Genomic DNA, 24,121 nt, shown 5'->3' with positions numbered 1-24,121 from the left:
GGCCGACGGGAGCTGCTAGCCCAGGGTGAGGGAGCAGCTGTCCTGGTCCGCGGAGAGTTCGGTGATCTCGGCGCCCAGCTGGACGCGCCAGGGCAGGGGCTCGCCGCTGCGGCCGATGCGGATCTCGTTGCCGTCGCGGAGGACCGTGAAGACCGTGTCGGCGCCGGACGGGCCCGGGACGATCACCGCGGTACGGCCGTCGGCGGGCTCGAAGAGGCGCAGCGTGACGCCGTCGCGGTAGTCGTAGTCCGGGCGGTCCTGGCGGGCGCCGACCGGGATGGCCGCGCCCGGGCGGACGAGCAGCGGCGCGCTGAAGAAGTCGTGGGTCTCCGTGACCCAGCCAGGGCCGGTGACGACCTCGCCGGTCAGGTAGTGCGTCCACCGTCCGGCCGGGACGTAGTAGGACACCTCGCCGCCGGCGCTGAACACCGGCGCGACCAGGAGGTCCCCGCCGAGCATGTACTGCCGGTCGAGGTAGCTCACCGCCGGATCGCCCGGGAACGCGACGACCATCGGGCGCATCACCGGCAGACCGGTGAGGTGCGCTTCCCGGGCCGCGGCGAACAGGTACGGCATCAACCGGTACTTGAGGTGCGTGAACGAGCGAAGTACATCCACCGCCTCCTCGTCGAAGTTCCACGGCACCCGGTAGCTCTTCGACCCGTGCAACCGGCTGTGCGACGAGAGCAGCCCGAACGCCACCCACCGCTTGAACACGGCCGGGTCGGGCAGCCCCTCGAAGCCGCCGATGTCGTGGCTCCAGAACCCGAACCCGGACGACATCAGCGAGAGGCCCCCGCGCAGGCTCTCCGCCATCGACTCGAACGTGCCGGTGTTGTCGCCGCCCCAGTGCACCGGGAACTGCTGCCCGCCGACGGTCGCCGACCGGGCGAACAGGACGGCCTCACCCTCGCCGCGCGCCTCTTTCAGAACGTCGAACACGACCTGGTTGTAGATCTGCGTGTAGTAGTTGTGCATCCGCTCCGGGTCGGACCCGTCGTGCCAGACGATGCCGTCGACCGGGATCCGTTCGCCGAAGTCCGACTTGAACGCGTCCACCCCCATGTCGACCAGCGCACGCAGCTTCGACGCGTACCACTCGCGCGCGTCCGGGTTGGTGAAGTCGACCAGGGCCATCCCGGCCTGCCAGCGATCCCACTGCCAGACGTCACCGGAAACGGTCTTGACCAGGTACCCCAACGCGTTGCCCTCGGCGAAGAGCGGCGAGCGCTGCGCGATGTACGGGTTGATCCACAGGCAGACCTTGAGGCCCTTGCCGGCCAGCCGCTTCAGCATGCCGGCCGGGTCCGGGAAGATCCGGGTGTCCCACTCGAAGTCGCACCAGTTGAACTCGCGCATCCAGAACGTGTCGAAGTGGAACACGCTCAGCGGCAGGTCCCGGTCGGCCATCCCGTCGACGAACTTGTTGACCGTCTCCTCGTCGTAGGAGGTGGTGAACGACGTGGTCAGCCACAGCCCGAAGGACCAGGCCGGGGGCAGCGCCGGCCGCCCGGTCAGCGCGGTGTACTTGCGGATCACGTCGGCCGGCGTCGGCCCGTGGATGACCAGGTAGGACAGCGACTGACCGGCGACGCTGAACTGGGTGCGGGTGACCATCTCGGAGGCCACCTCGAAGGAGACCTTGCCGGGGTTGTCCACGAGCACGCCGTAGCCGGCGCTGGTGAAGTAGAACGGCACGTTCTTGTAGGACTGCTCCGAGCTGGTGCCGCCGTCCTCGTTCCAGATGTCGATGCTCTGGCCGTTCTTGATCAGCGGCCCGAACCGCTCACCGAGACCGTAGACAACCTCCCCAACCCCAAGATCCAACTGCTCGTGTACGAAGTTTCCGGCACTCCCGGAGACGACGCCCATCCCCTTCCAGCCACTACCGGTGATCCGCTTACCGTCGGCGAGGAAGTCCAGCCCCCAGTCGTCCCCGTTGCGCACCTGCGCCGTGAGCGCCCCGGAGGTGAAGGACGTCGGCGTCACCGAGATGTCCGACGGCTCCGAGGCGAGCGAGAAGTTCGGCCCTTTCGGCACCCCACCCTGGAAGTGCTCGATGGTCACCCGGATGACATCCGGAGCCGGCGCGTTCAACGTCACGGTGACCAGCGGCGAGTCCAGGGTGTCCCCGCGGTCGAGGATCCGCCGGGTCGCGGCATAGACGGTCAGCGAGTCGGTCCCGGGCACGCTGTCCTGATACTGCGCGGGGTGCACGACGTGCAGGCCGTCCCGCTTACGCCAATAGCCGTCGGTGAACTTCATGCGTGTCCTTTTTCTGAAGCAACGGTGCCGCCGGAGAAAGCGGGGATCACTTGATGGCGCCGGCTGCGATGCCGCGCGTGAGGGTCCGCTGGAAGATCAGGAAGAAGATCATCGCCGGGATGATGCCGATCAGCGCGGACGCGCTGGTGGTCGTGGCATCCATCATCCGGTCGCCCTGCAGGACGCCCAGAGCCACCGGCACGGTCTGGTTGTCGTTGGAGATCAGGAAGATCAGCGGCAGGAAGAACTCGTTCCACGTCCAGATGAAGAAGAACGTGAACAGCACGGCGAGGGTCGGCCGGCTGACCGGGACCACCACCCGCCACAGCGACAGCCACTTGCCGGCGCCGTCGATCGACGCGGCCTCCAGCAGCTCCTTGGGGAACTCGGTGTAGACCGAGGTCAGCAGGTAGGTGCCGAACGCGCTCTGGATGACGGTGAAGATGATGATGATCGACCACAGGCTGTCGTAGAGCCCGAGCTGCTTCGACAGGTAGTACAGCGGGTAGACCAGCACCTCCTGCGGCAGCAGGTTCGCGATCAGGAAGAAGACCAGGAACCAGAGCCGGCCCTTGACCCGCCCGATGCCCAGCGCGTACGCGTTGAACACCGACAGGATCACGCCGAGCACCGCGACCACGATGCTGGTGAAGAAGCTGTTCCAGAGCTTGAGCCCGAAGTTCGCCCGGTTCCAGAAGTCGACGATGCCCTGCCAGTACAGGTGGTGGGGCAGCGACAGCGGGCCGTTCGCGGCGTACTCCGCCGGGCTCTTGACCGCGTTGACCGCGACCACCAGCAGCGGCGCGACCACGAGCAGGAGCAGGACGAGCAGGATGGCCAGGATCAGGAAGCGCACCGGGTGGCGTTCGCGGAGCGAAGGCCTTTCTTCGGTACGACGTCCCGGCGCCCGTGTCTCGGTAAGAGTCATCGGCGCTGTACCTCCATTGTCATGCCCTCCTGGCCCTCACCTGCGAGGCCGCTCATCGGCGCGGCGAAGTGCCGTTCGGTGCAGTCGGTCATGACGAGGTCCGTTCGGCACGGTTCTGCAGGCGCAGGAACACGATCGCGAGGATGACGATCAGCACGGTGAGCACCGTGGAGATCGCCGACCCGTACCCGACCTGGGCCTTCTCGAAGTAGTTCTTGTAGGCGAAGTACGACGGCACCAGGGTCGCGTTGCTCGGGCCGCCGCGGGTCAGCACGAAGATCTGCCCGAAGATCTTGAGCGACGCGATGGTGGTGGTCACCAGCACCACGTACAGCTCGGGCCGGATCATCGCGACGGTGATCTTCCGGAACCGCTGCCACCAGGTGGCGCCGTCCAGGTCGGCCGCCTCGTAGAGCTCCGGGTCGATCCGCTGCAGGCCGGACATGAACATGACGATCGGGTAGCCGAGCTGGAACCAGATCATCACGAACATCACGCTGTACAGCGCGTACTTCGGGTCACCGAGCCAGTTGCGGGTCAGCGAGCCGAGCCCGACCGACTCCAGGATCTTGTTGAGCGCGCCGTAGCTGGGGTGCAGGATCCAGCCCCAGATGATGCCGGTGACCGCGACCGGGAGCACCTGCGGCAGGTAGTAGCCGGAGCGGAGCACGGACGCCCAGCGGTCGCCGAACTTCTTCGCGACGTAGTCGAACAGCACCGCCGCCAGAACCAGGCCGAGGAAGGTGGGCACCACCGCCATCGCGATGATCAGCAGGATGATGTGCCCGAACGACGCCCAGAAGTTGGCGTCGTGGAAGAGCCGGGTGTAGTTGTCGAAGCCGACCCATCGGGGGCTGCCGATCCCGGTCCACTTGGTGAAGCTGATGTAGATCGTCATCACCAGCGGGACGACGATGACCGCGGTGGAGGCGACGAGCCCGGGGATGAGATAGACCGCGTAGCCGCGGTTCTTGGTGCTGCCGGCCATGAGCCCGGTCCTTTCCACCGTCGCGGGCGGCGGGTCTGCCGCCGCCCGCGACGACGATCACTTACCCAGGTCGGCGAGGTTCTCGTTGTACGGCTTGGCGATCTCGTCCTGGAAGGCCTGCGGCGTCTTGGAGCCGTTGATCAGGCCCTGCGTGGCGGCGACCATCACGTCGTAGTAGCCCGGGGCCGGCCAGTCCGGGTAGAAGGCCAGGCCGTCACCGGAGACCAGCTTGTTGAAGTTCTCGATCAGTTCCTTGTTCTTCGGGTCGGTGATCGCGCTGGCGTCGGCCGCCACCGGGACGCCGCCGTTGTTGCCGAGCAGGTTCTGCACCTCCGCCGACATGGTGATGTCGATGAAGTCGTACGCCAGCGCCTTGGCCTTGCTCTTCTCCGGGACCACCCAGAGGTTGCCGCTGGAGCCCGGGTGCAGGGTGTTGCCGGGGAACAGGAACGTGCCCCACTCGAAGTTCTTGACCTCCTTGGCGAACCGGCCGTACCACCAGGAGCCGGAGATCAGGATCGGGAACTTGCCCTGCTCCCAGGAGACGCCCATGTCCTCGGCCTTGATGCCGGCCGAGTTCTTGGCGATGTAGCCCTTCTGCACCCACTGGGCGAACGTCGTCGAGCCGTAGCTGATCACCGGGCCGTTGAAGTCGACCTTGTTCTTGTACAGCTGGTAGTCGTCGACGAAGGCCCGGTCGGCCTTGGAGAGCGCCAGCTCGTAGAAGATCTGCTGGGCCGGGTACTCGGCGCCGCCGACGGCCAGCGGGGTGACCTTGTTCTGGACGAACGTGTCCATCACCGCGGTGAACTCGTCGAGCGTGGTCGGCACGGCGAGCTTGTACTTGTCGAACATCGCCTTGTTGTAATAAACCATGACGTATTCGCCGTAGTTGGGCACGCCGAAGAACTTGCCGCTGCCCATGATGCCGTCGTCGTCGTACTTCGCGGTGGTCTGCAGGCTGGAGCTGAGCTTCTTGTCCCAGCCCCGCTTGGTCGCCTCGCTCGACAGGTCGGTGAGCAGGCCCTGCTTGGAGAGCAGACCGGCGGTCGCGTTGCCCTTGTTGTACTCGAGGATGTCCGGCGCGCTGTCCGAGTTCAGGATCATCTGGGCGTTCTGCTGGATCTGTTCGAAGCTCTTCTCCTCGAACTTCACCTCGACGCCCGGGTGCTTCGTCTTGAAGATCTCGATCGCCTTGGCCCAGGCGATGCCCATCGCGCTGGTCGGGCCCTCGTAGTGCCAGAGGGTGAGGGTCTTGGCGTCGGCGCCCTCGGTCGAGGTCGAGGACGAGTCGTCGTCGTTGCCGCAGGCGGCGAGGGCGGCCGCGGCGGTCAGGCCGAGCGCGCCGGTGATCAGGCCACGTCGTGAAAGGGTCATCTCGGGGTCCTCCCAGGGGGACTGTTCCAGGAGTGAAATCGCATCAAGGGGAAATCGTCGAAGCGCTTCGACGAATCGAAGCGTTTTGTCGAAGCGCTTCGACAACTGCCTTGCCGCAGACGCTAAGGAGTGCGGGCTGGAGATGTCAACGGTGTGACGGCGAGATTTCGCGGCAGCTGGCCCGTTCGACCAGACTCGGCTCCAACAGCCGGGTGAAGTCGACCGGACGGTTGTCCAGCAACCGCATCGCGGTCTCCACCGCGATCGTCCCGACGTCGTGCGCCGGGATGTCGATCGACGTCAGGTTGACCGGCATCGCGATCGCCACGTCCCGCGGGCAGACGGCGACGACGGAGACGTCTTCCGGGACGCGCCGGCCCGCGGCGTGCAGCAGGTCCAGCAGCGGCCGCAACGCTTCCTCATTGTGCACCACCAGGGCGGTCAGCCCGGGCAGTTCGGTGTCGAGATCGGCCATCGCGGCCCGGGCCCCGTCCGCCCCCGGCTCGCAGGGGTGGGTCACGGTCCGCAGGTCCAGGTCGGTCGAGGCGTGCAGGAAACCCGCCAGGAACCGGTCCGCGTACGTCGTCTGCCGCCGGTAGACCGCGGGCGACGGGCCGACCAGCCCGATCCGCCGGTGCCCATGATCCGCCAGGTGCTTGAGCGCGAGTGCGGCGGCGGCCTCGAAGTCCAGGTCGACGCAGGCGATCCCGGCGTGGTCGGCCGGAAGACCGATCAAGACCGAAGGCTGCTTGAGCGTACGGATCGCCGGCAGCCGCACATCGTCCCGCTCGATGTCCATCAGGATCAGCGCGTCGACCATGGTGCTGTGCGCCACTCGTTCCAGCCCGGCGGTGCCCTCGTCCTTGGTCAGCAGCAGCACGTCGTGGTTGAACGTCCGCGCCGCCGTCACGACCGCGGTCGCGAACTGCATAATGACCGGCACGTTCACGTCCACGCGCAGCGGCGCCACCAGGGCCAGCACGTTCGTCTTGCTGCTGGCCAGGGCCCGTGCCCCGGCGTGCGGATGGAAGCCCAGCTCGGCGATCGCGGCCTGCACCCGGGCCCGGGTCTCGGCGGAGATCGGGCGCCGGCCGCTCAACACGTACGACACCGTACTGGGCGACACTCCGGCCGCCCGGGCGACGTCGTTGATCGTCGGCACTGCGCCTCCCCATGTGCCTCGGTCTCTGCCCAAGGCCTCTCCCCTCGTCGATCCTAATCACAGGCCTGGTCACGCCCGGGGTCGCGGCGGGGGGCCGCTCCCAGGTGCCCCCCGCCGCGAGTCTCATCGGATGGCGAACGTCGCCAGCCGCAGGCCGTTCCCGAGCACCAGGTAGACGTCCTGGCGCCCGGTCGCGGCGGTCAGCGGCGCGGTCACCGTGGTGTACGCATAGGCCGAGCCGGTGTCACTCACCGTGGCCGTGCCGAGCAGCCGTCCGGTCGGCGAGCCGAGCCGGACCTGCACGGTTCCGGCGCCGGACGCCCGTACCGTCAAGGTCCTGCCACCCCGCAGAGCAGCGTCTTTGTAGGCGACCCAGCCGCCGGAGACGACCGTGCCGCTCGCTTTCGTCTCGTCCAGCAGCGTCGCGCCGGCGTAGTCGTCGAACGTCTCGGCCCGGGTGGCCACCGAGAGGTCACGCGCCGGAATCGTTTCTCCGCGCACCGACAGTGACGCCCGCTGCCGGATGTCGGCCGACGACGAGCCGAGCAGGACGTCGTAGACCGAGGTCTCGGTCACCCACTTCTGCCGGGTGACGTCCCAGTGCGCGAGGTCCCGGGGCGTGAGACCGAACGTGACCGTCCGGGACTGCCCGGGCTTCAGCGCGATCTTCTGGAAGCCGCGCAGCTGCTTGACCGCCGTCACGTCGCGGGAGGTCCGCTGGTGGGTGTAGAGCTGGACCACCTGGCTGCCGGCCCGCTTGCCGGTGTTGGTGACGGTCACCGCGACGCGACCCCTGTCGATTCGGACATTTCCGTATCTGAACGAGGTGTACGACAGCCCGTGGCCGAACGGGTAGAGCGGCGACGTCACGTCGTACTGATAGGTCTGTCCGGTTTTGATGATGTCGTACTGGTTCAGGTCAGCCGGCAGATCCGCGACCGACCGAGGCCACGTCTGGGTCAGTTTGCCGCCCGGGTCGACGTCGCCGAAGAGCACGTCGGCCAGCGCGTTCCCGGTCTCCGCGCCGGCGTGCGTGGTCCACACGATGCCCGGCACGTGCGCCTGCGCCCACGTGATGTCCTGCGGATAGCTGCTCTGCAGCACCACCACGGTGTGCGGGTTGGCCGCCCGGACCGCCTCGATCAGCGCCTCCTGCCGCGCGCCGAGGCTCAGCCCGGTCCGGTCGTGCGCCTCCCGCCCGGCCACGAACGGGTTCGTCCCGACCACCACGACCGCGGTCTGCTTGCCCTTGGCGGCCGCGGCCGCCGCGGCGACCCCGTCGGTGAGCACCTCGCGGCGGAACCGCGCGGCGCCGGCCGCGGTGGACGAGCCGAGACCGAGCTTGCCGTCGGCGCCCACGGTCACGTACGTGTTCGTGCCGAACCAGGACTCCTGCGTCTCGTAGCCGGCGTAGTGCAGCACGACCGTGCCGTCGCCCTGATCCTCCACCTTGAACTGCTGCTGGACGAACCAGCCGGTCGGCGCGGACTCGACGGTGACGAACGGGCCCCAGTTGTAGCCGAGGTACCTGCCGTTGGCCGCGTTGCGCAGCGTGGAAACGCCGTCGCCCCAGTCCACCGCGTCGAACTGCGCGGCGCTGTCCGCGGAGGTGGCCGTCGCGGCGACCGCCTGCGGGTCGGCGGCGGTCACGTAGCGGCCGGTGGCGACGTCCTGCAGCGCGATCCGGTCGGCGCCCTCGGCGGTGACCGCGGGGCCCCGGGCGGCGATCCCGTCCAGCGCGGTCACCTTGTAGGGCAACTGACCGCCGTACCAATCGGTGTAAAGGTTGTCGGCGAGCGGGCCGACCACCGCGACCGAACCGCCGGCCCGGAGCGGCAGCGCGCCGGACTGGTTCTTGAGCAGCACCATCGCGTCGGCCGCCGCCTCCCGGGCGAGCTGCCGGTGGGCCGGGCTGTCCACCACGGAGGCGGGGATCTTCGCGTACGGGCCGCCGTCCGGATCGAACTCGCCGAGCCGGAACCGGATGCTCAGCGCGTCGCCGACCGCGGTGTCCACCTGCTTCTCGGTGAGCAGCCCCTGGTCCAGCGCCTGTCGCAGGGCGGTCGTGGTCGGTTCGCCGTTGGTGTCGTTGACCGTGAAGCTGTCCAGCCCGGCCCGCACCACGGCCGCGTCCGCCTCGGCCTGCGTCCCGAAATAGGCCTGCGACCCGGTCAGGTTGGTCGGCGCCCAGGCGTCCGTGACGTTGAAGAGCCGCTGGTCACTCCAGCTCCGGACGAGTCCGGCGAGGTCCGGGTCGACGGTCGCCGGCCGCCCGTTGATCAGGTTGTAGGAGGCCATCACGCCGGTCGCCGCGTCGGCCCGCAACGGGATCTCGAACGGCTTGCGGTCGTACTCGTTGAGCACCCGCTGCGGGACGTTCGACGAGGTCTGGTCCCGTTTGGTCTCGTTGTTGTAGGCCGCGTAGTGCTTCAGGGTCGGCGCGGTCCGCAAATGATCAAGATCAGGACCTTCCAGCCCTTTCCCGTACGCCGTGGCCACCGCCCCGCTGAGCAGCGGATCCTCGGAGTAGCCCTCCTCGTTGCGCCCCCACCGTGGGTCGCGCAGCAGGTTGACCACCGGCGCCCACAGGTTCAGCCCCCACACCGTCGGGTCCTGGGCGTGCAGCCCCCGGGCCTCCTCGCCGACCGCGGTGCCGACCCGGCCCAGCAGCTCCGGGTCCCAGGTGCTGGCCAGGCCGACGGCCTGCGGGAAGACGGTCGCGGTCGCGTCGATCTTGGCGCCACCGCCGTCGTAGTCGTTGGACCAGGCCACGCCGTGCAGCGCCTCGGTGCCGGCCTTGAAGACGTGCAGGCCCAGGCGCGGGACGGCCGGCTGGTACTGGTGCAGCATCGCGAGCTTCTCGGCGAGCGTCAGCCGGCCGACCAGGTCGTCGACCCGGGCCTGCAGCGGCAGGCTCGGGTCGCGGAACGGAAAGGACTCGGCGGCGTGCGCCGGGACGGACGTCAGCGGAATGGTGAGCAGGGCGGCGGCCAGCAGGGCCAGGCCGCGGGGTGTGCGCATGTTGATCTCCCTCGGTGACAGGGGTTCATCAGCGTCGTGAGCTTGGGTCGCGCAGGCTTGTCGAAGCGCTTCGACTGATCGGACGGAGACCGAGTCGAAGCGCTTCGACGAATGCGGTCACCATAGATTCCGGCCGATGCGGGAGGCAATAACCTTGCGGAAATCCGCCGGAAACGCGGGCACGGAACCGGGCACAATGGGCGAGTGCGACTGATCGTGATCGGCGGTGACGCAGCGGGCATGTCGGCTGCGTCCCAGGCCCGGAAACGCCGCGGGCCGGACGACCTCGAGATCGTGGCCTTCGAGCTGGGACGTTTCGTGTCCTACTCGGCGTGCGGGATCCCGTACTGGATCGGCGGGGTGGTGGACGGTCCGGACGCGTTGATCGCCCGCACCCCCGCGGAGTTCCACAAGGCCGGGATCGAGGTGCGCACCCGGCACGAGGTGACCGGAATTGATCTCGCCGCGCGCACCGTCACCGTCCGTGATCTGGAGGCCGGCCGGGACCTCCGGGAGGGGTTCGACCACCTGGTCTACGCGGCCGGTGCGAGCCCGGTCCGGCCGCCCTGGGCGCGGATTCCGGAGCGGGGCGTCTTCGGCGTGCAGACCCTGGAGGACGGGTCCGCGCTGCGCGCCTGGCTGGACACCGAGAAGCCGGCCTCCGCGGTGGTGATCGGCGCCGGCTACATCGGCGTCGAGATGGCCGAGGCCCTGATCAACCGCGGTCTGCGGGTGACCCTGGTGGAGCGGTCGGCGCAGCCGATGGGGACCGTCGACGAGGACATGGGCGCGCTGGTCGCCACGTCGATCCGGGAGCTCGGCATCGACCTGCGCACCGGCGTCACGGTCGAGGGCCTGGAGACCGCGAACGGCAAGATCAAGGCGGTGGTCACCGACGGCGGCACGGTTCCGGCCGGCGTCGTCGTCATCGGCTTGGGGGTACGCCCCAACGTCGCGCTCGCCGAGAGCGGCGGCCTGCCGCTCGGCGAGACCGGCGGACTCCGCACCGACCTGCGGCAACGGGTGATCGGCCCGGACGGCGTGGTCGAGGGGGTCTGGGCGGCCGGCGACTGCACCGAGGTGCACCACCGGGTCAGCAAGCGCCAGGTGCACGTGCCGCTCGGCACGCACGCCAACAAGCAGGGCCGGGTCGCCGGGATCGACATCGGCGGCGGCCACGCCACGTTCCCCGGGGTGATCGGCACCGCGGTGACCAAGCTCTGCGACCTCGAGGTGGCCCGCACCGGGCTCGGCTCCCGGGAGGCCGAGCAGGCCGGGTACTCCTTCGTCACCGCGACGGTGGAGTCCACGAACCGGGCCGGCTACTTCCCCGGCGCGGTGTCGATGACGGTGAAGATGATCGCCGAGCGGGAGACCGGGGTGCTGCTCGGCGCGCAGATCGTCGGGCGGACCGAGGCGGCCAAACGGATCGACGCGGTGGCGGTCGCGGTGTGGAACCGGATGACCGTCAGTGAGATGACCTCGTTGGATCTGGGCTACGCACCGCCGTACGCTCCGGTCTGGGATCCGATTCTGATCGCCGCCAGAAAGGCCGAGGAGGCCCTCTAGGAGAGCCTCCCCGGTTGGTTCTCTTCCGTTGTTACTCGGTGCCGGCTTGTTACTCGGTGACGGCCCCGATCTGGACCGAGCCGCGGCCGACGACCGCGCCCTCGTCCGTCACGAACTGGATCTCACCGGAGAGGTGCCGCCCGGCGGGCGGGACCGCGGCCGCGGTGACCGAGCCGGTGATCGTGGCGCTCGCCCCGACCCCCAGCGCGACCGGGGTGGTCGGCGCGGCCAGGTTGCCCAGCGCCGGGCTGTAGTACGCGTCCAGGTAGTCGTAGGCGGTGGTGCCCGCGGGCACCGAGTAGCCCTGGACCTCGACCGTGTACGTCCCACCGGCCGGCGCGAGGAGCGTGACCGACTCCTCCGAGTCGCCGTCCGCGGACCGGCCCTTCTCGACGCCGTTCGCGTCGTAGACGAACAGGTCCAGGTCGGCGGCCGGGTCGGCCGGGTTGCCGATCGTCACGGTCAGGCGGGAAGCCCCGGCCGGCACGTCGACGGTGTAGTCCTGCACGCCGCCCTGCTCGATGGTCGGCCGCTGGCTGAACGAGCTGCCGAGCGGGCCGCCCTGCGGGGTGAGGGTGATCGGGCCGAACCGGTTGGTGACCGTCCACGAGGCCGGGGTGGCCTGGCCGACCTGCACGCTGGGCAGCGTCACCGTGGCCGGCTCCACCGTCACGCCCTGCACCTTGGCGGTCAGCGCGAACGGGTTGCTGAGCACCGGCGAGGTCCGCCGGGACTCGACCTCGAGCTCCCAGACGCCCGGGAGCGGGTTGTCGTACGACCGCTCCTCCGGCTTGCACGTCGCCGGGTCGGAGTAGTTGGTGTAGCAGAACGGGCTGGAGTTCGCCTCGACCGGCACACCGTACGGGTTGATCGCGATCCACCGGGTCTGCGAGCCGGCCGCGATCCCGCCCAGGTCCACCTGCAGCGAGGTGGCGTTGGCCGGCACGGTCACGAAGAACGACGTGGTGGAGTTGCGGTCCACGGCGCCGGTGAACGTGTTCGCGTACGAGGGCGACTTCGCCTCGACCCCGGTGACCACGGTGTTCAGCACCTCGAAGTCGATGCCCGGGGTGAACGGGTCGTCCACCTTGAGCAGCGCGCTGGAGACGCCCTGACCGGCCTTGACCCGCACCGGGACGGTGACGGTCTTGTTCAGCGGCAGCCCGACCAGCGGCACCGCGGAGAACGCGCCCCGGTCCCCCTCGAACGTCAGGGTGTGCAGCAGGGTCCGGTTCGGCCCGCTGGTCCGGGTCAGCGACACATTCACGGTCTTGGTCTGGCCGGCCTTGAAGCCGCCCTCGGCAGCCGCGCACCGGTTGTAGATGCCGGTGCCGACGCCCGGGGTGGTCAGGTACTGCGCCAGCGGGGTGCAGACCGGCGCGGACGCGGTGTAGGTGCGCGTCTCGGCGATCCGGGTCAGCAGGCTCCACGAGGCCGGCACGTCGAAGTTGCCGTAGCCCTGCTCGTAGACCTGCTCGCCGGCGATCGGGTTCGCGGTCGAGTAGATCGCCCGCCGCAGCTGCGCCGGGGTCACCGTGCGCTTGGTCTGCTTGGCGGCCGAGAGCAGCAGCGCGGCGCCACCGGTGGCCTGCGGAGCGGCCATCGAGGTGCCGTTCTCCATCGCATAGCCGACCGGCAGGGTGTAGCCGACGGTGTCCAGTCCGGTCACCACCTCCCAGGTCGGAGTGGCCGAGATGGCCGAGCCCGGGGCGGAGATGTTCGGCTTGAAGCCGCCGTCCTCACGCGGGCCGCGCGACGAGAACGGGAACAGCTGCTCGCGCTTGCGGGTCACCGAGCCGTAGTTGGCCAGCCAGGTCTCCTTGGAGACGCTCGCCGCGACGCTTACCGCGTCGGTGGCCACGGACGGGTCGCCGATCGTGTTCACACCCGAGCCGGAGTTGCCGGCCGAGATGAACAGCTGGACGCCGTACTTCGTGATCAGGGACTGGTAGAGCTGCGACTGGGCGCTGCTGCCGTCGTTCAGCGCGGGCAGGCCGCCGATCGACAGGTTGACCACGTCGACGCCCCGGTTGACCACCAGGTCGACCATGCCGGTGGTCAGCGCGGCCGCGGTGCAGCCGCCGCCCCACGAGCAGGCCCGCGCGGAGACGATCTTCGCGCCCGGCGCCTGGCCGTCGAAGTTCTTGTTGCCGAACAGGTCGTTACCGGCCGAGATGCCGGCCACGTGGGTGGCGTGCAGGCCCTCCGGGATGCCGATGTTGACGAAGTCGGCGACCTGGCCGGGCAGGCCGGCCGGGGTCAGGTCGACGTCCTCGCGGTACTCGACGACGAACGGCATGCGCTCGGCGACCGCGGTGGCCGGGTTGTCCGTCCCGAAGTAGCCGACGTCGTACTTCTCCTTGTACGGCCGCATCACGGCGTCGTCGGTGAAGTCGTTGTTCTGGTTCACGTCGACCCGGATGTCGTGGCTGACCGGGTCGTAGAGGATGCCCCACACGTCGGTGGTGTCGCCGTCCCGGTTCACGTCACCGGCCGGCTCGGAGGCCGCGGTGATCGCCTCGGAGAACCGGTTGATCAGCCAGTTGCCGGCCGGGGCGGTCCAGGTCGCGCCGGCGTAGGTGAAGGTCGGGCCGGCCACCGGGGTGCGCATCGCGCGCCAGGTGCCGTCGTTCTCCACCAGCGGGTCGGTCGCGGTCACCCAGTCGACGATCTTGCGCTCGCCGGTCGTCGTCTTCTGCAGCGCCGGGTGGGCCAGGTCGACACCGGTGTCCATGACGCCGATGGTCACGCCGCGACCGTCGTACGTCGGATGCTTCTTCTTGAAGTCCACCGAGCCGGTCTCGCCGACCGGCAGGTACGGGTTGTCGGCCGGCGTGGTCGCGCCCGGCCCGGCCGGGGCGGGCGCCTGCTTGGTCGCCTTGGCGTCGGCGGTCAGATCCGGCTCCGGCACCTGGACGGTCTCGTCGAGGTCGACCGCGGCGACGCCGGGCAGCTTGGCGGCGCTGATCACCTTTCCGGTGGGGACCGAGGCGAGCACGTAGCCGACCTGGTCGAACTTCCGGGCGACCGTACCGCCGAGCGACTTCACCCGGGCCGCGACGTCCGCCGACTTACCCTGGTCGGTCGCGATGATGAGGGTGACCGTCGGCTTGTGCTCGGCCTGGGCCTCGGCGAGCAGACCGGCGTCGTGGGCGCCGAGCGTGTCCGCCGGCGAGTCCTTGGGGTCGACGGTCTCGGTGGCGGGCGCGCCGTCCTGTTTGACCGGCGCCGGGGCGGCCGTGGCCGGCAACGAACCGCTCACCGTCGTCACGCCGGCCGCGAGGCCGAGCGCCAGGACGGAGGTGAAGGTTCGTCGGCCCCAGCGGGATGGTTGTCTCACGTGCGGGTCCTCCGGAGGCATGGCGCCCGGAGGGGTGTCCGGACGCTTCTCCCGGAGTCTCTGATCGATCGCAGTGGAAGTCACTACGGTCGATAAGGTTCGTGACCTTCCCGTGACCATTGTGGACTGCGATCATGCCGCAATTACGTGTGAACTGGTCATCCTTCTTGGCGCGGCCGGGCCACTATAGGAGGTGTGGCGGGTTCCATCGAGGCCTTCATCGACGAGCTGCTGACCATCGCGACGCCGTACTGGCAGCGCCTGTTCACCGCGCGCCCCGGCCCGGCCCTCACCACCGAACTGCTGCTCACCGGGGCCCACCGGCCGACCGGCGAACTCACCCGGCGGATCGCCCTGCTCCTCGACCACTGGGAGCCGGACCGGCTGGACACCTTCCTGATCCCGCCCGGCACCTCACTCGGCGCCTTCCCGTACGGCCCGCTCGAACACGCCCGCAAGGTCGTCGGCACACTGCTCGAACACCTCGACATGCCGGCCGCCGAGATCGAGGACTGGGTGCGCTGGCCGTTCCAGGGCAACATCCACCGCCTGCACGGCAGCACGATGATGCACCTCTGGCGCGAGGTGGTCCCGGACGGCCGCGCGGCCCGGCAGGCGGCCGCCCGGCTCCGGATCCCGCGCCCCGCCGACCGGCTGACCTACGCGATCACCCCGGGCCTGCCCGCCGACCTGCCGTTCCCGCTGGAGTTCCGCCGACCGGCCGGGCACGACCGGTGGCTCGCCCGGCACTACCCGGACCTGGGGCCCTGGCACGACGTACCCGACCAGGCGCTCGGCCTGCTGTCCCGGCTCCGGCTGGCCGGCTGGACCGTCGACGAGGTGCTCGGCCGGCTCGACACCCGCAAGCCGATCACCGTCTCGCTCGCCGAACTCGCCCGCGTCGCCTGCCTCACCCGCGCCGAACTCGACCGGTGGCAGGACGTGCTCGCCGAAGCCGGCCCCGGGCGCCCCGGCCTGGCCGCCTCGTGGCGGCTGCGCGGCCTGGTCCGGGTCTGGCGGCACACCGGCCTGCCGGCCGAGCTCGCCTGCTGGTCCGCGGTCGCCCGGCTGCCGCCGGAGGAGGCGGTCGCCATGCACGCGTCCGGGACACTGACACTGGACGGGCTCAAGGCACTCGCTCTGCTCCGATGGTGAGGACGGCACATGCTGATCCAGAAGTATCTCGACGGACTGCTGGACTCGGCGGCACCGTACTGGCAGAGCCGGTGGGCGGCCGGGCCGCGGCCCGGGCACATGGGCCGCTACATCGACCGGGACCCGCGGCTGATCCGGGCGGTCCTGCCGCTGCTGGACCACTGGACACCCGACCGGCTGGACCGGATCCTCACCCAGCTCGCCCCGGAATGGTCCGATCGGATCATCGACACCCTGGTCGAACACGTGGACGTGCCGCCGGCGGAGATCGAGAGCTGGATCCGGGGGCCGCTCCAGGGGGACATCCACCGGCTGCGCGGCTGCACGATGATGCACCTCTGGCGGGACGTGTTCCGGGACGGGACGTCGGCCGCCCGGGCGGCGGCGAGCCTGGGCGTTCCGGCGCGAGCGGCCCATCTGACGTACAACCCCCGGTCCGCGCCGCCGGACCTGCCGTTCCCGTCCGAGGCACGCCGGGTCGCACGGGACGACTTCGGCCTCGGCCTCGACGAGGTGGACCTCCTCGACCCGATGCGCACCATGCCCGCCCCGGTATTCGCCGCCTTCTCCCGCTTCCGCCTGGCCGCCTGGCCCGCCGACGAGGCAGTCCTCGCGGCCCTGCCGAGCGAGCGCGGGAAGCCCCTCTCGGTCGCGCTGCCGGAATTCGCCCGGGTCGCCTGCCTCACCCGCGAGGAGATCAACGGCTGGCAGGGAATGCTCGCCGACGCCGGACCCGGGCCGCTCCCGCTCGCCGAGATCTGGCGCCTGTGCACACCCGCCCTGGCCTGGCGCCGGGTCGGCGTACCGGCGGAGGCCGCCCCCTGGTGCGCCGCCGCGAAACTGCCGCCGGAGGAGGCGCTCGCAATGCACCGAGCCGGCACCCTGGAGGTCAGCGGCCTGCGAACACTCGCCCTGCTCAGCAGCTGATCACTACACCGCCCACCCCGTCGACCCCCGTCGCTACTCACCCCGCTCACCCCGCTTACCAGCCAGCCCCGCCGCCGGCCCCGCTCCGGCCGCCGCCCACTGCCGTCACCACTCACCCCGCTTACCAGCCAGCCCCGCCGCCGGTCACCGCTCCGGCCGCCGCCCACTACCGCCACCACTCACCCCGCCCACCAGCCAGCCCCGCCGCCGGTCACCGCTCCGGCCGCCGCTTGCGGTCGCCGGCGATTGCGGCCATTCGCGAGGTACGTCGTGGGCCCACGTCCTCGCGCGCAAGGTCAGGCCGGCGCCCAGGGGCTGTTCGCACGCCCCGAAACGACCCTCACCACCAGCTCACGCAGCCCGGCTGGCGGCCACGGCTGCACCCACGTCCCGAAACGACCCTCACCACCAGCTCACGCAGCCCGGCTGGCGGCCACGGCTGCACCCACGTCCCGAAACGACCCTCACCACCAGCTCGCGTGGGGTGGATGCGGGCGCCTCGGTCGAAGGCCTGCGTACCGGGCTGCCAGTGACCATTTTGGTGGACTGCTGGTGATCATTTGCGTTATCCACACTGGCCCGTTGTCCACAGGGGATTGTCATGATCTTGGGGATTTGCGGGACAATGGCAGTTGGGCGCGCCCCCTTGGGTTGGGTGGGTTATGTGGTGGGGGTGGCTCGAAGATCATCAGTGGCGATGATCTTGCGCATCCAGGGTGGGACGTGGGGGCGGTCGCCGTCGACCAGGACCACCACGTAGCGGGCCCTCGGGTTGTCCGCCGGTGGCGCGGTCGGCCATGGGGTGTCGCCGTCGGTGGCCAGCACGATCACGTCCGCGCGTGGGCGCAGCGCCGCCGCCGCGTTCAGACCGGTCCGCATGTCGGTGCCGCCGCCTCCGGTGAACGTCACGTCCTCGATCCGGGCGACCCGCTGCACCTCGCCGCTGCGGGCGTCGCAGCACAGCACCCGGACGGTGTCGCCGCGCTGGGCCCGGATGATGCCGCGCAGTTCGGCGGTGACCTGGCCGAGCATTGCCGCGGACATCGAGCCGGACGTGTCGATCACGACGTCCAGCCGGGGTGGGCGCGGGGCGCGCATCGCCGGCAGCGCCAGCCCGGGGACCGACGAGGCGCGGCGGGACGGCCGGGCGTAGGTGTAGTCCCGCAGCCCGGCCACCGAGGCCCGGGACCGGCTCACCACGCTGCGCAGCTCGCGCCGCCAGTCGACCTTGCTGGTCAGCGTCTCGTCGGCGAACCGGCGCAGGCCGGCCGGCACGTCCCCGGCGGTCCGCTGGCGGTCCTGGATCTCCCGGGCGACCTGGTGGCGCAGCATCTCGGCGCGGCCGTCGCTGACGCTGCCGTCCGGCTCGCCGCCGTCGGTCTCGGACTCCTCCCAGTCCCGGCGCTCACCCCCGGCCCCGGAGCCGCAGTCCCCCGGCGGCACGGAACCACCCGACGCGGAACCACCCGACGCAGAGGAGCCCGGCGCAGAGGAGCCCGGCGCAGGACTGTCCGACGTGGACCCGGCCGCGGCGCCGCTGCTCCAAGGGTCGAAGTCGGAAGAACCCGCGGCCGGCGCCGGGGAGCCGTCCACCACCAGGACCGCGACCGCCGACCTCCCCTCCGTGCCGATGATCACCGCGTACGCCCCGGCCGGCAACGACTCGAGCAGGTCGAAGTTCAGGACCCGGGTGGTGACCGTCGCCGGGTCGGCGGCGGCGTCCGGGACCAGGGTCAGCCCGTCGTCGTCGAACCGGGCCACCACCAGCGTGCTGTCCGGCCCGAGGTCGAAGTCGTCGCAGGCCGCCGCCATCGGGTGGGGCGTGCCGTAGCCGGCCGGCAGCGCGGACGGGCTCACCTCGGCGAACGGCAGCCCGATCGGCAGCACCGCCGGGTGCCCGTCCACCTCGACGCGGTAGAGCCCGGGCGGGACCGGCCCGATCGTGGCGGTGAGCAGCTGGCCGGTGATCACCCGGACGGCGGCGACCGTGTGCGGCACCGGGTGCCCGCGATCGTTGCGGAGGGTCACCACGGTTCGCGGGCCGAATCGGGTGCCGCTCCCCCGTACCGTAATTTTCGTCGCCGCCGCGGGCAGATGGTCCGGGCTCAGGGTGATCGACGGCTTGGCCGTTTCTGATCCGCCCGGCGCAGCCGCGGCGGGGGTGCCGGCCGGCACGTCGCGGAGCAGCCGGTACATCTCCTCGGCGATCATCCCGCGACGGGCGCGCGGGATCCGCTCCCAGTAGTAGGCGCGGACCGCCGGCAACGTCACGCCCGCGTCGCGCAGCTCCTCGTTGATCGCCGCGTCCGCCGCCGCGTTGAACATCGGGTGGTGGCGCTGCGGCTCGGCCAGCGCGGTCCAGCGCTCGCGGTGCCCGTGCAGGAGATGTCCGGCCTCGTGCAGCCACGCGCCGGCGACCTCCTCGGGGTCGAGGGTGAGGACGAAGTCCGGGTTCGCGTACATCCGCCAGCGGGCGTCCACCCCGAACGTCGGCAGTTCCCGGGTCAGCACCGGGACCATCGCGAACAGGGCGGTGCTCAGGTACGGCATCCGCCCGGCGGCCACCACCCGCCCGGCCGAGAGCCGGAGTGCGGCCTCCCGGCTGTGCTCATCCATGGAGCTCGGCCAGGATCGGCCGCAACGACTGGAACTGATCAGCGGTCGGCAGCGTGCCCGGCGGCCGCGTCGCCGGGTCGGCCCAGCGCCGCGCGTAGAGGACCGCGATGTCGGCCATGCCCGCGTCGGCGATCTTCGCGAGGATGGTGCCGCAGGCCAGCCATCGTTCCGGGGTCGGGTCGTTCGTCATCGCCGTGAAGACCGCGGCCGCGGTGGCGAAGACCTGGTCGGCGCGACGGATCGGCACCTCGTACCCGGACGGGTCCTTCAGCAGGGTCTCCGGGTCGGGCAGATCCAGGTGCCGGACGAACTCCAGGAACTCGGCGGCGGCGGCCGTGCCGACCGAGCCGTTGAGCAGCAGCAGGATCACCGTCTCGCCGAACCCGGCGGCCTGCGCGGCGCCGTAGAGCCGGGCGCCCATCTCCCAGGTACGCGGGGTCGGGAACGCCCGGCCGGACTGCTCGGAGGACGCCGGCATCCGGGTCACCAGCTCCGGCCGGGCCCGCAGGAACGTGCCGACCAGCAGCTTCGCCGAGACCGTCGCCCGGTCGACCAGGTCCGGCGCGACGGCCGGCACCGGCACCCGCGGCCATCCGATGGTGAAGCCGTCGCGGACCACGTCGGCCGGCAGGATCCAGTCCAGGTGGACGAACCGGTTCGCCAGCGGCGGCGCCAGGTCCCACCCGTCGGCGGCGATCTCCGGCGGGTTGGCGGCGGCGACGCTGCACGTGCCCGGCGGCAGCCGCAGGTCACCGACCCAGCCGGTGAGGATCGGCCGGAGCAGCGCGGCCTGGGTGGCCGGCGGCGTGGTGCTGATCTCGTCGTAGAAGACCACGCTCGGCCGGCCGGTCTCGCCGACCTCGACGACCCGGCGCGCCCAGCCGGGCGGCAGCATCCGGGTGGTGCCCCGGACCGGGTCGAGCATCGGCAGCCCGGCGAAGTCGGCCGGCTCGTGCAGCGACGCGATCACCGTCTCCACGTGGAAGTCGAGGTCGTCGCCGAGCGACTCGATCACGCTGGTCTTGCCCTGCCCGGGTGGTCCCCAGAGGAGAACCGGGACCTGCGCGATCAGCGCGGTGCCAAGTGCCGTGATGGTGTCCGCGTAACGCTGGTTCATACCGTGGGCCCCCTCCGGGTTCCTCGCGGGCCCACGGTAGTCACGGCCGCAAAACCCGTCGCCCTAGGGGATGAGCCGGGCGAGCACGATCGGGGCGTCGAGACCGGCCCACTGACCGGTCAGGACCGCCTCGCCCGGGGCGGGGACGGCCTGCGGCGTCCGGGACAGCTCGACCACGCTCGCGTCGGTCGCGCCGGAGCCGCTGCCGCGCAGCTGCAGGTCGGGCTCGCGGACGAACACCGTGCCGCCGCCGTGCACCTCCTCCACGGCCTGCCGCTCGCCGTTGCGGATCGCGTCGGCCAGCACCTGGGCGAAGATCGGGTCGCCGGCCGCGTCGTAGACCCAGCGCGGCCCGAGGACGCCGTGCTCCATCGTCCCGACCAGGAACTCGGCGGCCCCGTCGAGCGGCGCGCCCCGGTACGTCAGCGGCACGTTCAGCACCGGCCCGTCGCCGACCCGGACCAGGATGATCTCCAGGCCGACCTCGCCGGCCGGATCGTCGAACCGGGCCGCACCGACCCGGCTGACCTCGGGCTCGGACGGCCCGGAATACCAACTCTGCGCGGGCAGCCAGCCGCTCAGCAGCTCGAGCTTGCCCGGTCGGATCTCGGTCTTGTGCAACAGCGCCATGGGGTCACCCTAGAACTGTGCCGCATCGTGACGAACAGCACAGTTGACCGCACGTGTCAGCATTCCACGGGTCCCCAGCGTCACAAGGGCTGAGGATTACCGACGGTGAGGACAATGGCGTGAAACGAAGCAAACTGTTACGCGTAGTAGCCGCGGGCGTGCTGCTGGCGATCGTCGCAGGGTGCAACGACGGGAGCAGCCCGCCCGCGTTCGTGTCCGCGCCGGCTTCGGTGACGCCCGAGTCGACATCGGTGACGACTGGGCCGACCGAGGCCGCGCCGTCCAGTAATCCGGTCTCCGGGGTTCCGGTCAACGGGGCGCAGACGCCGGAGGCGGTCTCGGCCGCGCTGGCCGCCCTGCCGGCGAACATCCGCGCCCGGGTCCCGCAGTTCCCGGCGCCCCCGGCCGCGTTCAAGGTGAAGCTGCCCCCGGGTGAGAAGGCCCCGAACTTCCAGCGGATCCCGACCAAGGACCGGATCGCGTTCATCACCATCGACGACGGCTGGGAGAAGAACCCGCTGGCCGTGAAGCTGTTCCAGGCCGCGAACGTGCCGATCACGCTGTTCCTGGAGGTCGACGCGGTCAAGGTGAAGCCGGCCTACTTCACCGAGCTGCAACAGACCGGCGCGGTAATCGAGGCGCACACGCTGACCCACCCGAACCTGCCGGGCATGTCGTACGAGGCGCAGAAGCATCAGATCTGCGGCTCCGCGGACCAGCTCGGCAAGCTCTACGGCCGCCGGCCGGTGCTGTTCCGCCCGCCGTTCGGCGCGTTCAACGGCAACACGCTGCGGGCCGTCAAGGACTGCGGGATGAAGGCCTCGTTCACCTGGAAGGAGACCACCGACAAGGGCAAGATCCGGTTCCAGGACGGGCACAAGCGGGTGGCGCCCGGGGACATCATCCTGATGCACTTCCGGCCGGCCTTCATCGAGGACTTCCTGGCCGTGCTGACCATCATCCAGAAGTCCAACCTGACCCCGGCCCTGCTCGAGGACTACATCCCCTGAGGTCGGGGCGGGGGCTCCGGCCGTACCGCAAATGCTCTTGAAGGAAGCGCAAGCCGCGGCAACCGCCGCGGCTTGCGGGAATGATCGCGGTCCTAGAGACCCATGTCCTTCGCGATGATCATCTTCATGACCTCCGACGTGCCGCCGTAGATGCGGTTGACGCGGTTGTCCGCGTAGAGACGGGCGATCGGGTACTCGTTGATGAAGCCGTAGCCGCCGTGCAGCTGCAGGCAGCGGTCGATCACCCGGTGCGCGACCTCGGTGCAGAACAGCTTCGCCGACGCGGCCTCGGCCGCGGTCAGCTCGCCGGCGTCGAGGGCCTCCAGCGCGCGGTCGGCGACGGCCTGGGCCGCGTCCACCTCGGCCTGGCAGGCGGCCAGCTCGAACTTGGTGTTCTGGAACGAGGCGACGGACTGGCCGAAGACCTTGCGCTCCAGCGTGTACCGCTTGGCGAACTCGACCGCGGCCGCCGCCTGCGCGTACGCGCCGTAGGCGATGCCGAGGCGCTCCTGGGGCAGGTTCTGACCCAGGTACGAGAAGCCCTGGTTCTCCTCGCCGAGCAGGTCCTCGACCGGGACGAGCACGTCGGAGAAGGCCAGTTCGGCGGTGTCGGAGGTCTTCAGGCCGAGCTTGTCGAGCTTGCGGCCGACCGAGTAGCCGGGCAGCTTGGTGTCGACGACCAGCAGCGAGATGCCGAAGCGCCGGTCGTCCGGCTTGGCCGGGGAGGTGCGCGCGCAGACGATCACGCGGTCGGCCAGGACGCCGCCGGTGATGAACGTCTTCGCGCCGTTCAGGACGTAGTGCTTGCCGTCCTCGGTCAGCTTGGCGTTCGTGGTCATGCCGGCCAGGTCGGAGCCGGTGCCGGGCTCGGTCATCGCGATCGCGAACATCATGTCGCCGCTGACGAACGACGGCAGCCAGCGCTCCTTCTGCTCCTGCGTGGCGAGCTTCAGCAGGTACGGCAGGCAGAGCGCGACGTGCACCCCGGAGCCGCCGAACGAGACGCCGGCGCGGGTGGTCTCCTCGTACTGGATCGCGGCGAACTTGAACGAGTCGATGCCGGCGCCGCCGAACTCCTCCGGCACCTCGATGCCGAACAGACCCAGCTCCGCCAGCTTCTTGTAGAAGTCGCGCGGCACCTCACCGTCGTGCAGCCACTCGTCGTAGTGCGGCACGACCTCGGCGGCGAGGAACTCTCGCAGCGTCTGACGGAACGCCTCGTGGTCCTCATTGAAAACAGTGCGACGCATGACGACCTTTCTTAAAGACGGCGTCCGCCGTCGACGTACAGGGTCTGGCCGGTGACGAAGGAGGCGGCGTCGCTGGCCAGGAACGCGACGACCTTGGCGATGTCCTCGGGGTGACCGACCCGCCGCAACGGGGTGATCTCGGCTGCCTTGGCCTGCATATCGGCAGCGGAGACACCGATCCGAGCAGCCGTCGCGTCGGTCATCTCGGTGACGATGAACCCGGGCGCGACCGCATTGACGTTGATCCCGAACGGGCCGAGCTCCATCGCGAGCGTACGGGTCAGGCCCTGGATCCCGGCCTTGGCCGCGGCGTAGTTGGCCTGGCCCCGGTTGCCGAGCGCGGAGACGCTCGACGTATTGACGATCTTGCCAGAGCGCTTGGGGACCATGTGCCGCTGGGCCGCCCGGCTGCACAGGAACGCGCCGCGCAGGTGCACGTTCATGACCAGGTCCCAGTCCGACGCGGGCATCTTGTGCAGCAGGTTGTCCCGGGTCACGCCGGCATTGTTGACCAGCACGTCAACCCCGCCCAGCTCGGACGCGACCTTGTCGATCACGGCGTCGACCTGGCTCTCGTCGGCGACGTCGCAGCCGAACGCGACGGCGGTGCCGCCGGCGGCCTGGATCCGGCCGACCACGTCGGCGCAGTCGGACTCGTTCAGGTCGAGCACGGCGACGGCCGCGCCCTCGGACGCGAACTGGAGTGCGGTGGCCGCACCGATGCCACGTGCCGCACCCGTGATGATCGCTACCCGGCTCATGCAGA

The 24,121-nt window shown here is 70.4% G+C and carries 15 protein-coding genes and 2 pseudogenes; 4 read left to right on the top strand and 13 right to left on the bottom strand.

Going from position 1 to position 24,121, the window contains the following annotated elements; all coding sequences use genetic code 11:
- Window positions 1–15: 15 nt before the first annotated feature.
- From yicI to L3i22_RS13200, 6 genes are all read right to left on the bottom strand, one after another.
- Window positions 16–2,265 (bottom strand): alpha-xylosidase, encoded by a 2,250-nt coding sequence (gene yicI, locus L3i22_RS13225; protein WP_221327250.1) that lies wholly within the window; start codon window positions 2,263–2,265, stop codon window positions 16–18.
- Between the two features lie 46 nt (window positions 2,266–2,311).
- Entirely contained in the window at window positions 2,312–3,193 is an 882-nt protein-coding gene (locus tag L3i22_RS13220) for a carbohydrate ABC transporter permease (protein WP_221327249.1), read from the bottom strand.
- An 88-nt stretch (window positions 3,194–3,281) separates the two neighbouring features.
- Window positions 3,282–4,181 (bottom strand): carbohydrate ABC transporter permease, encoded by a 900-nt coding sequence (locus L3i22_RS13215; protein ID WP_221327248.1) that lies wholly within the window; start codon window positions 4,179–4,181, stop codon window positions 3,282–3,284.
- A 57-nt stretch (window positions 4,182–4,238) separates the two neighbouring features.
- Window positions 4,239–5,558, bottom strand: coding sequence for an ABC transporter substrate-binding protein (locus L3i22_RS13210; protein ID WP_221327247.1), 1,320 nt, complete (start codon window positions 5,556–5,558; stop codon window positions 4,239–4,241).
- A 145-nt stretch (window positions 5,559–5,703) separates the two neighbouring features.
- A complete protein-coding gene (locus L3i22_RS13205; protein ID WP_221327246.1) occupies window positions 5,704–6,720 on the bottom strand; it encodes a LacI family DNA-binding transcriptional regulator in 1,017 nt (338 codons plus the stop codon).
- A gap of 123 nt (window positions 6,721–6,843) precedes the next feature.
- The gene (locus L3i22_RS13200; protein WP_221327245.1) at window positions 6,844–9,741 is read right to left on the bottom strand and encodes a glycoside hydrolase family 3 protein; all 2,898 of its coding nucleotides are present in this window, start codon (window positions 9,739–9,741) and stop codon (window positions 6,844–6,846) included.
- A 204-nt stretch (window positions 9,742–9,945) separates the two neighbouring features.
- On the opposite strand from L3i22_RS13200, the gene L3i22_RS13195 reads away from it, so the two are divergent.
- Window positions 9,946–11,310, top strand: coding sequence for an FAD-dependent oxidoreductase (locus tag L3i22_RS13195; RefSeq protein ID WP_221327244.1), 1,365 nt, complete (start codon window positions 9,946–9,948; stop codon window positions 11,308–11,310).
- A 49-nt stretch (window positions 11,311–11,359) separates the two neighbouring features.
- Here the strand turns inward: L3i22_RS13195 and L3i22_RS13190 are convergent, their stop codons facing one another.
- Entirely contained in the window at window positions 11,360–14,650 is a 3,291-nt protein-coding gene (locus L3i22_RS13190; RefSeq protein WP_255658188.1) for a S8 family serine peptidase, read from the bottom strand.
- A 195-nt stretch (window positions 14,651–14,845) separates the two neighbouring features.
- Here L3i22_RS13190 and L3i22_RS13185 point away from each other — a divergent pair, with 195 nt between their 5' ends.
- Window positions 14,846–15,805, top strand: a complete 960-nt coding sequence (locus L3i22_RS13185) for a hypothetical protein (RefSeq protein WP_221327242.1) — start codon at window positions 14,846–14,848, stop codon at window positions 15,803–15,805.
- A 9-nt stretch (window positions 15,806–15,814) separates the two neighbouring features.
- Complete coding sequence (locus L3i22_RS13180) at window positions 15,815–16,732, top strand: hypothetical protein (RefSeq protein ID WP_221327241.1); 918 nt, start codon at window positions 15,815–15,817, stop codon at window positions 16,730–16,732.
- A 660-nt stretch (window positions 16,733–17,392) separates the two neighbouring features.
- Here L3i22_RS13180 and L3i22_RS54600 read toward each other — a convergent pair.
- The 4 genes and pseudogenes from L3i22_RS54600 to L3i22_RS13165 form a co-directional block, all read right to left on the bottom strand.
- A pseudogene (locus L3i22_RS54600) lies at window positions 17,393–17,788 on the bottom strand (VWA-like domain-containing protein); the annotation flags it as partial.
- Between the two features lie 84 nt (window positions 17,789–17,872).
- Window positions 17,873–19,282: pseudogene (locus L3i22_RS13175) on the bottom strand (hypothetical protein); the annotation flags it as partial.
- A 58-nt stretch (window positions 19,283–19,340) separates the two neighbouring features.
- The gene (locus L3i22_RS13170) at window positions 19,341–20,465 is read right to left on the bottom strand and encodes an ATP-binding protein (RefSeq protein WP_221327239.1); all 1,125 of its coding nucleotides are present in this window, start codon (window positions 20,463–20,465) and stop codon (window positions 19,341–19,343) included.
- 63 nt (window positions 20,466–20,528) lie between these two features.
- Complete coding sequence (locus tag L3i22_RS13165) at window positions 20,529–21,095, bottom strand: hypothetical protein (RefSeq protein WP_221327238.1); 567 nt, start codon at window positions 21,093–21,095, stop codon at window positions 20,529–20,531.
- Between the two features lie 119 nt (window positions 21,096–21,214).
- On the opposite strand from L3i22_RS13165, the gene L3i22_RS13160 reads away from it, so the two are divergent.
- The gene (locus tag L3i22_RS13160) at window positions 21,215–22,105 is read left to right on the top strand and encodes a polysaccharide deacetylase family protein (protein WP_221327237.1); all 891 of its coding nucleotides are present in this window, start codon (window positions 21,215–21,217) and stop codon (window positions 22,103–22,105) included.
- Between the two features lie 92 nt (window positions 22,106–22,197).
- Here the strand turns inward: L3i22_RS13160 and L3i22_RS13155 are convergent, their stop codons facing one another.
- Together L3i22_RS13155 and fabG are read right to left on the bottom strand one after the other, a co-directional pair.
- On the bottom strand, window positions 22,198–23,355 hold the full coding sequence (locus L3i22_RS13155) for an acyl-CoA dehydrogenase family protein (protein ID WP_221327236.1): 1,158 nt from the start codon (window positions 23,353–23,355) through the stop codon (window positions 22,198–22,200).
- Window positions 23,356–23,366: 11 nt separating this feature from the next.
- Window positions 23,367–24,116, bottom strand: a complete 750-nt coding sequence (gene fabG, locus L3i22_RS13150; protein ID WP_221327235.1) for a 3-oxoacyl-ACP reductase FabG — start codon at window positions 24,114–24,116, stop codon at window positions 23,367–23,369.
- Between the last annotated feature and the right edge of the window lie 5 nt (window positions 24,117–24,121).

Origin of the sequence: Actinoplanes sp. L3-i22, assembly GCF_019704555.1 — a bacterium.
GTDB lineage: Bacteria > Actinomycetota > Actinomycetes > Mycobacteriales > Micromonosporaceae > Actinoplanes.
Note: the sequence above shows the minus strand (reverse complement) of the source record. Positions and strands in the feature narration are given on the sequence as shown.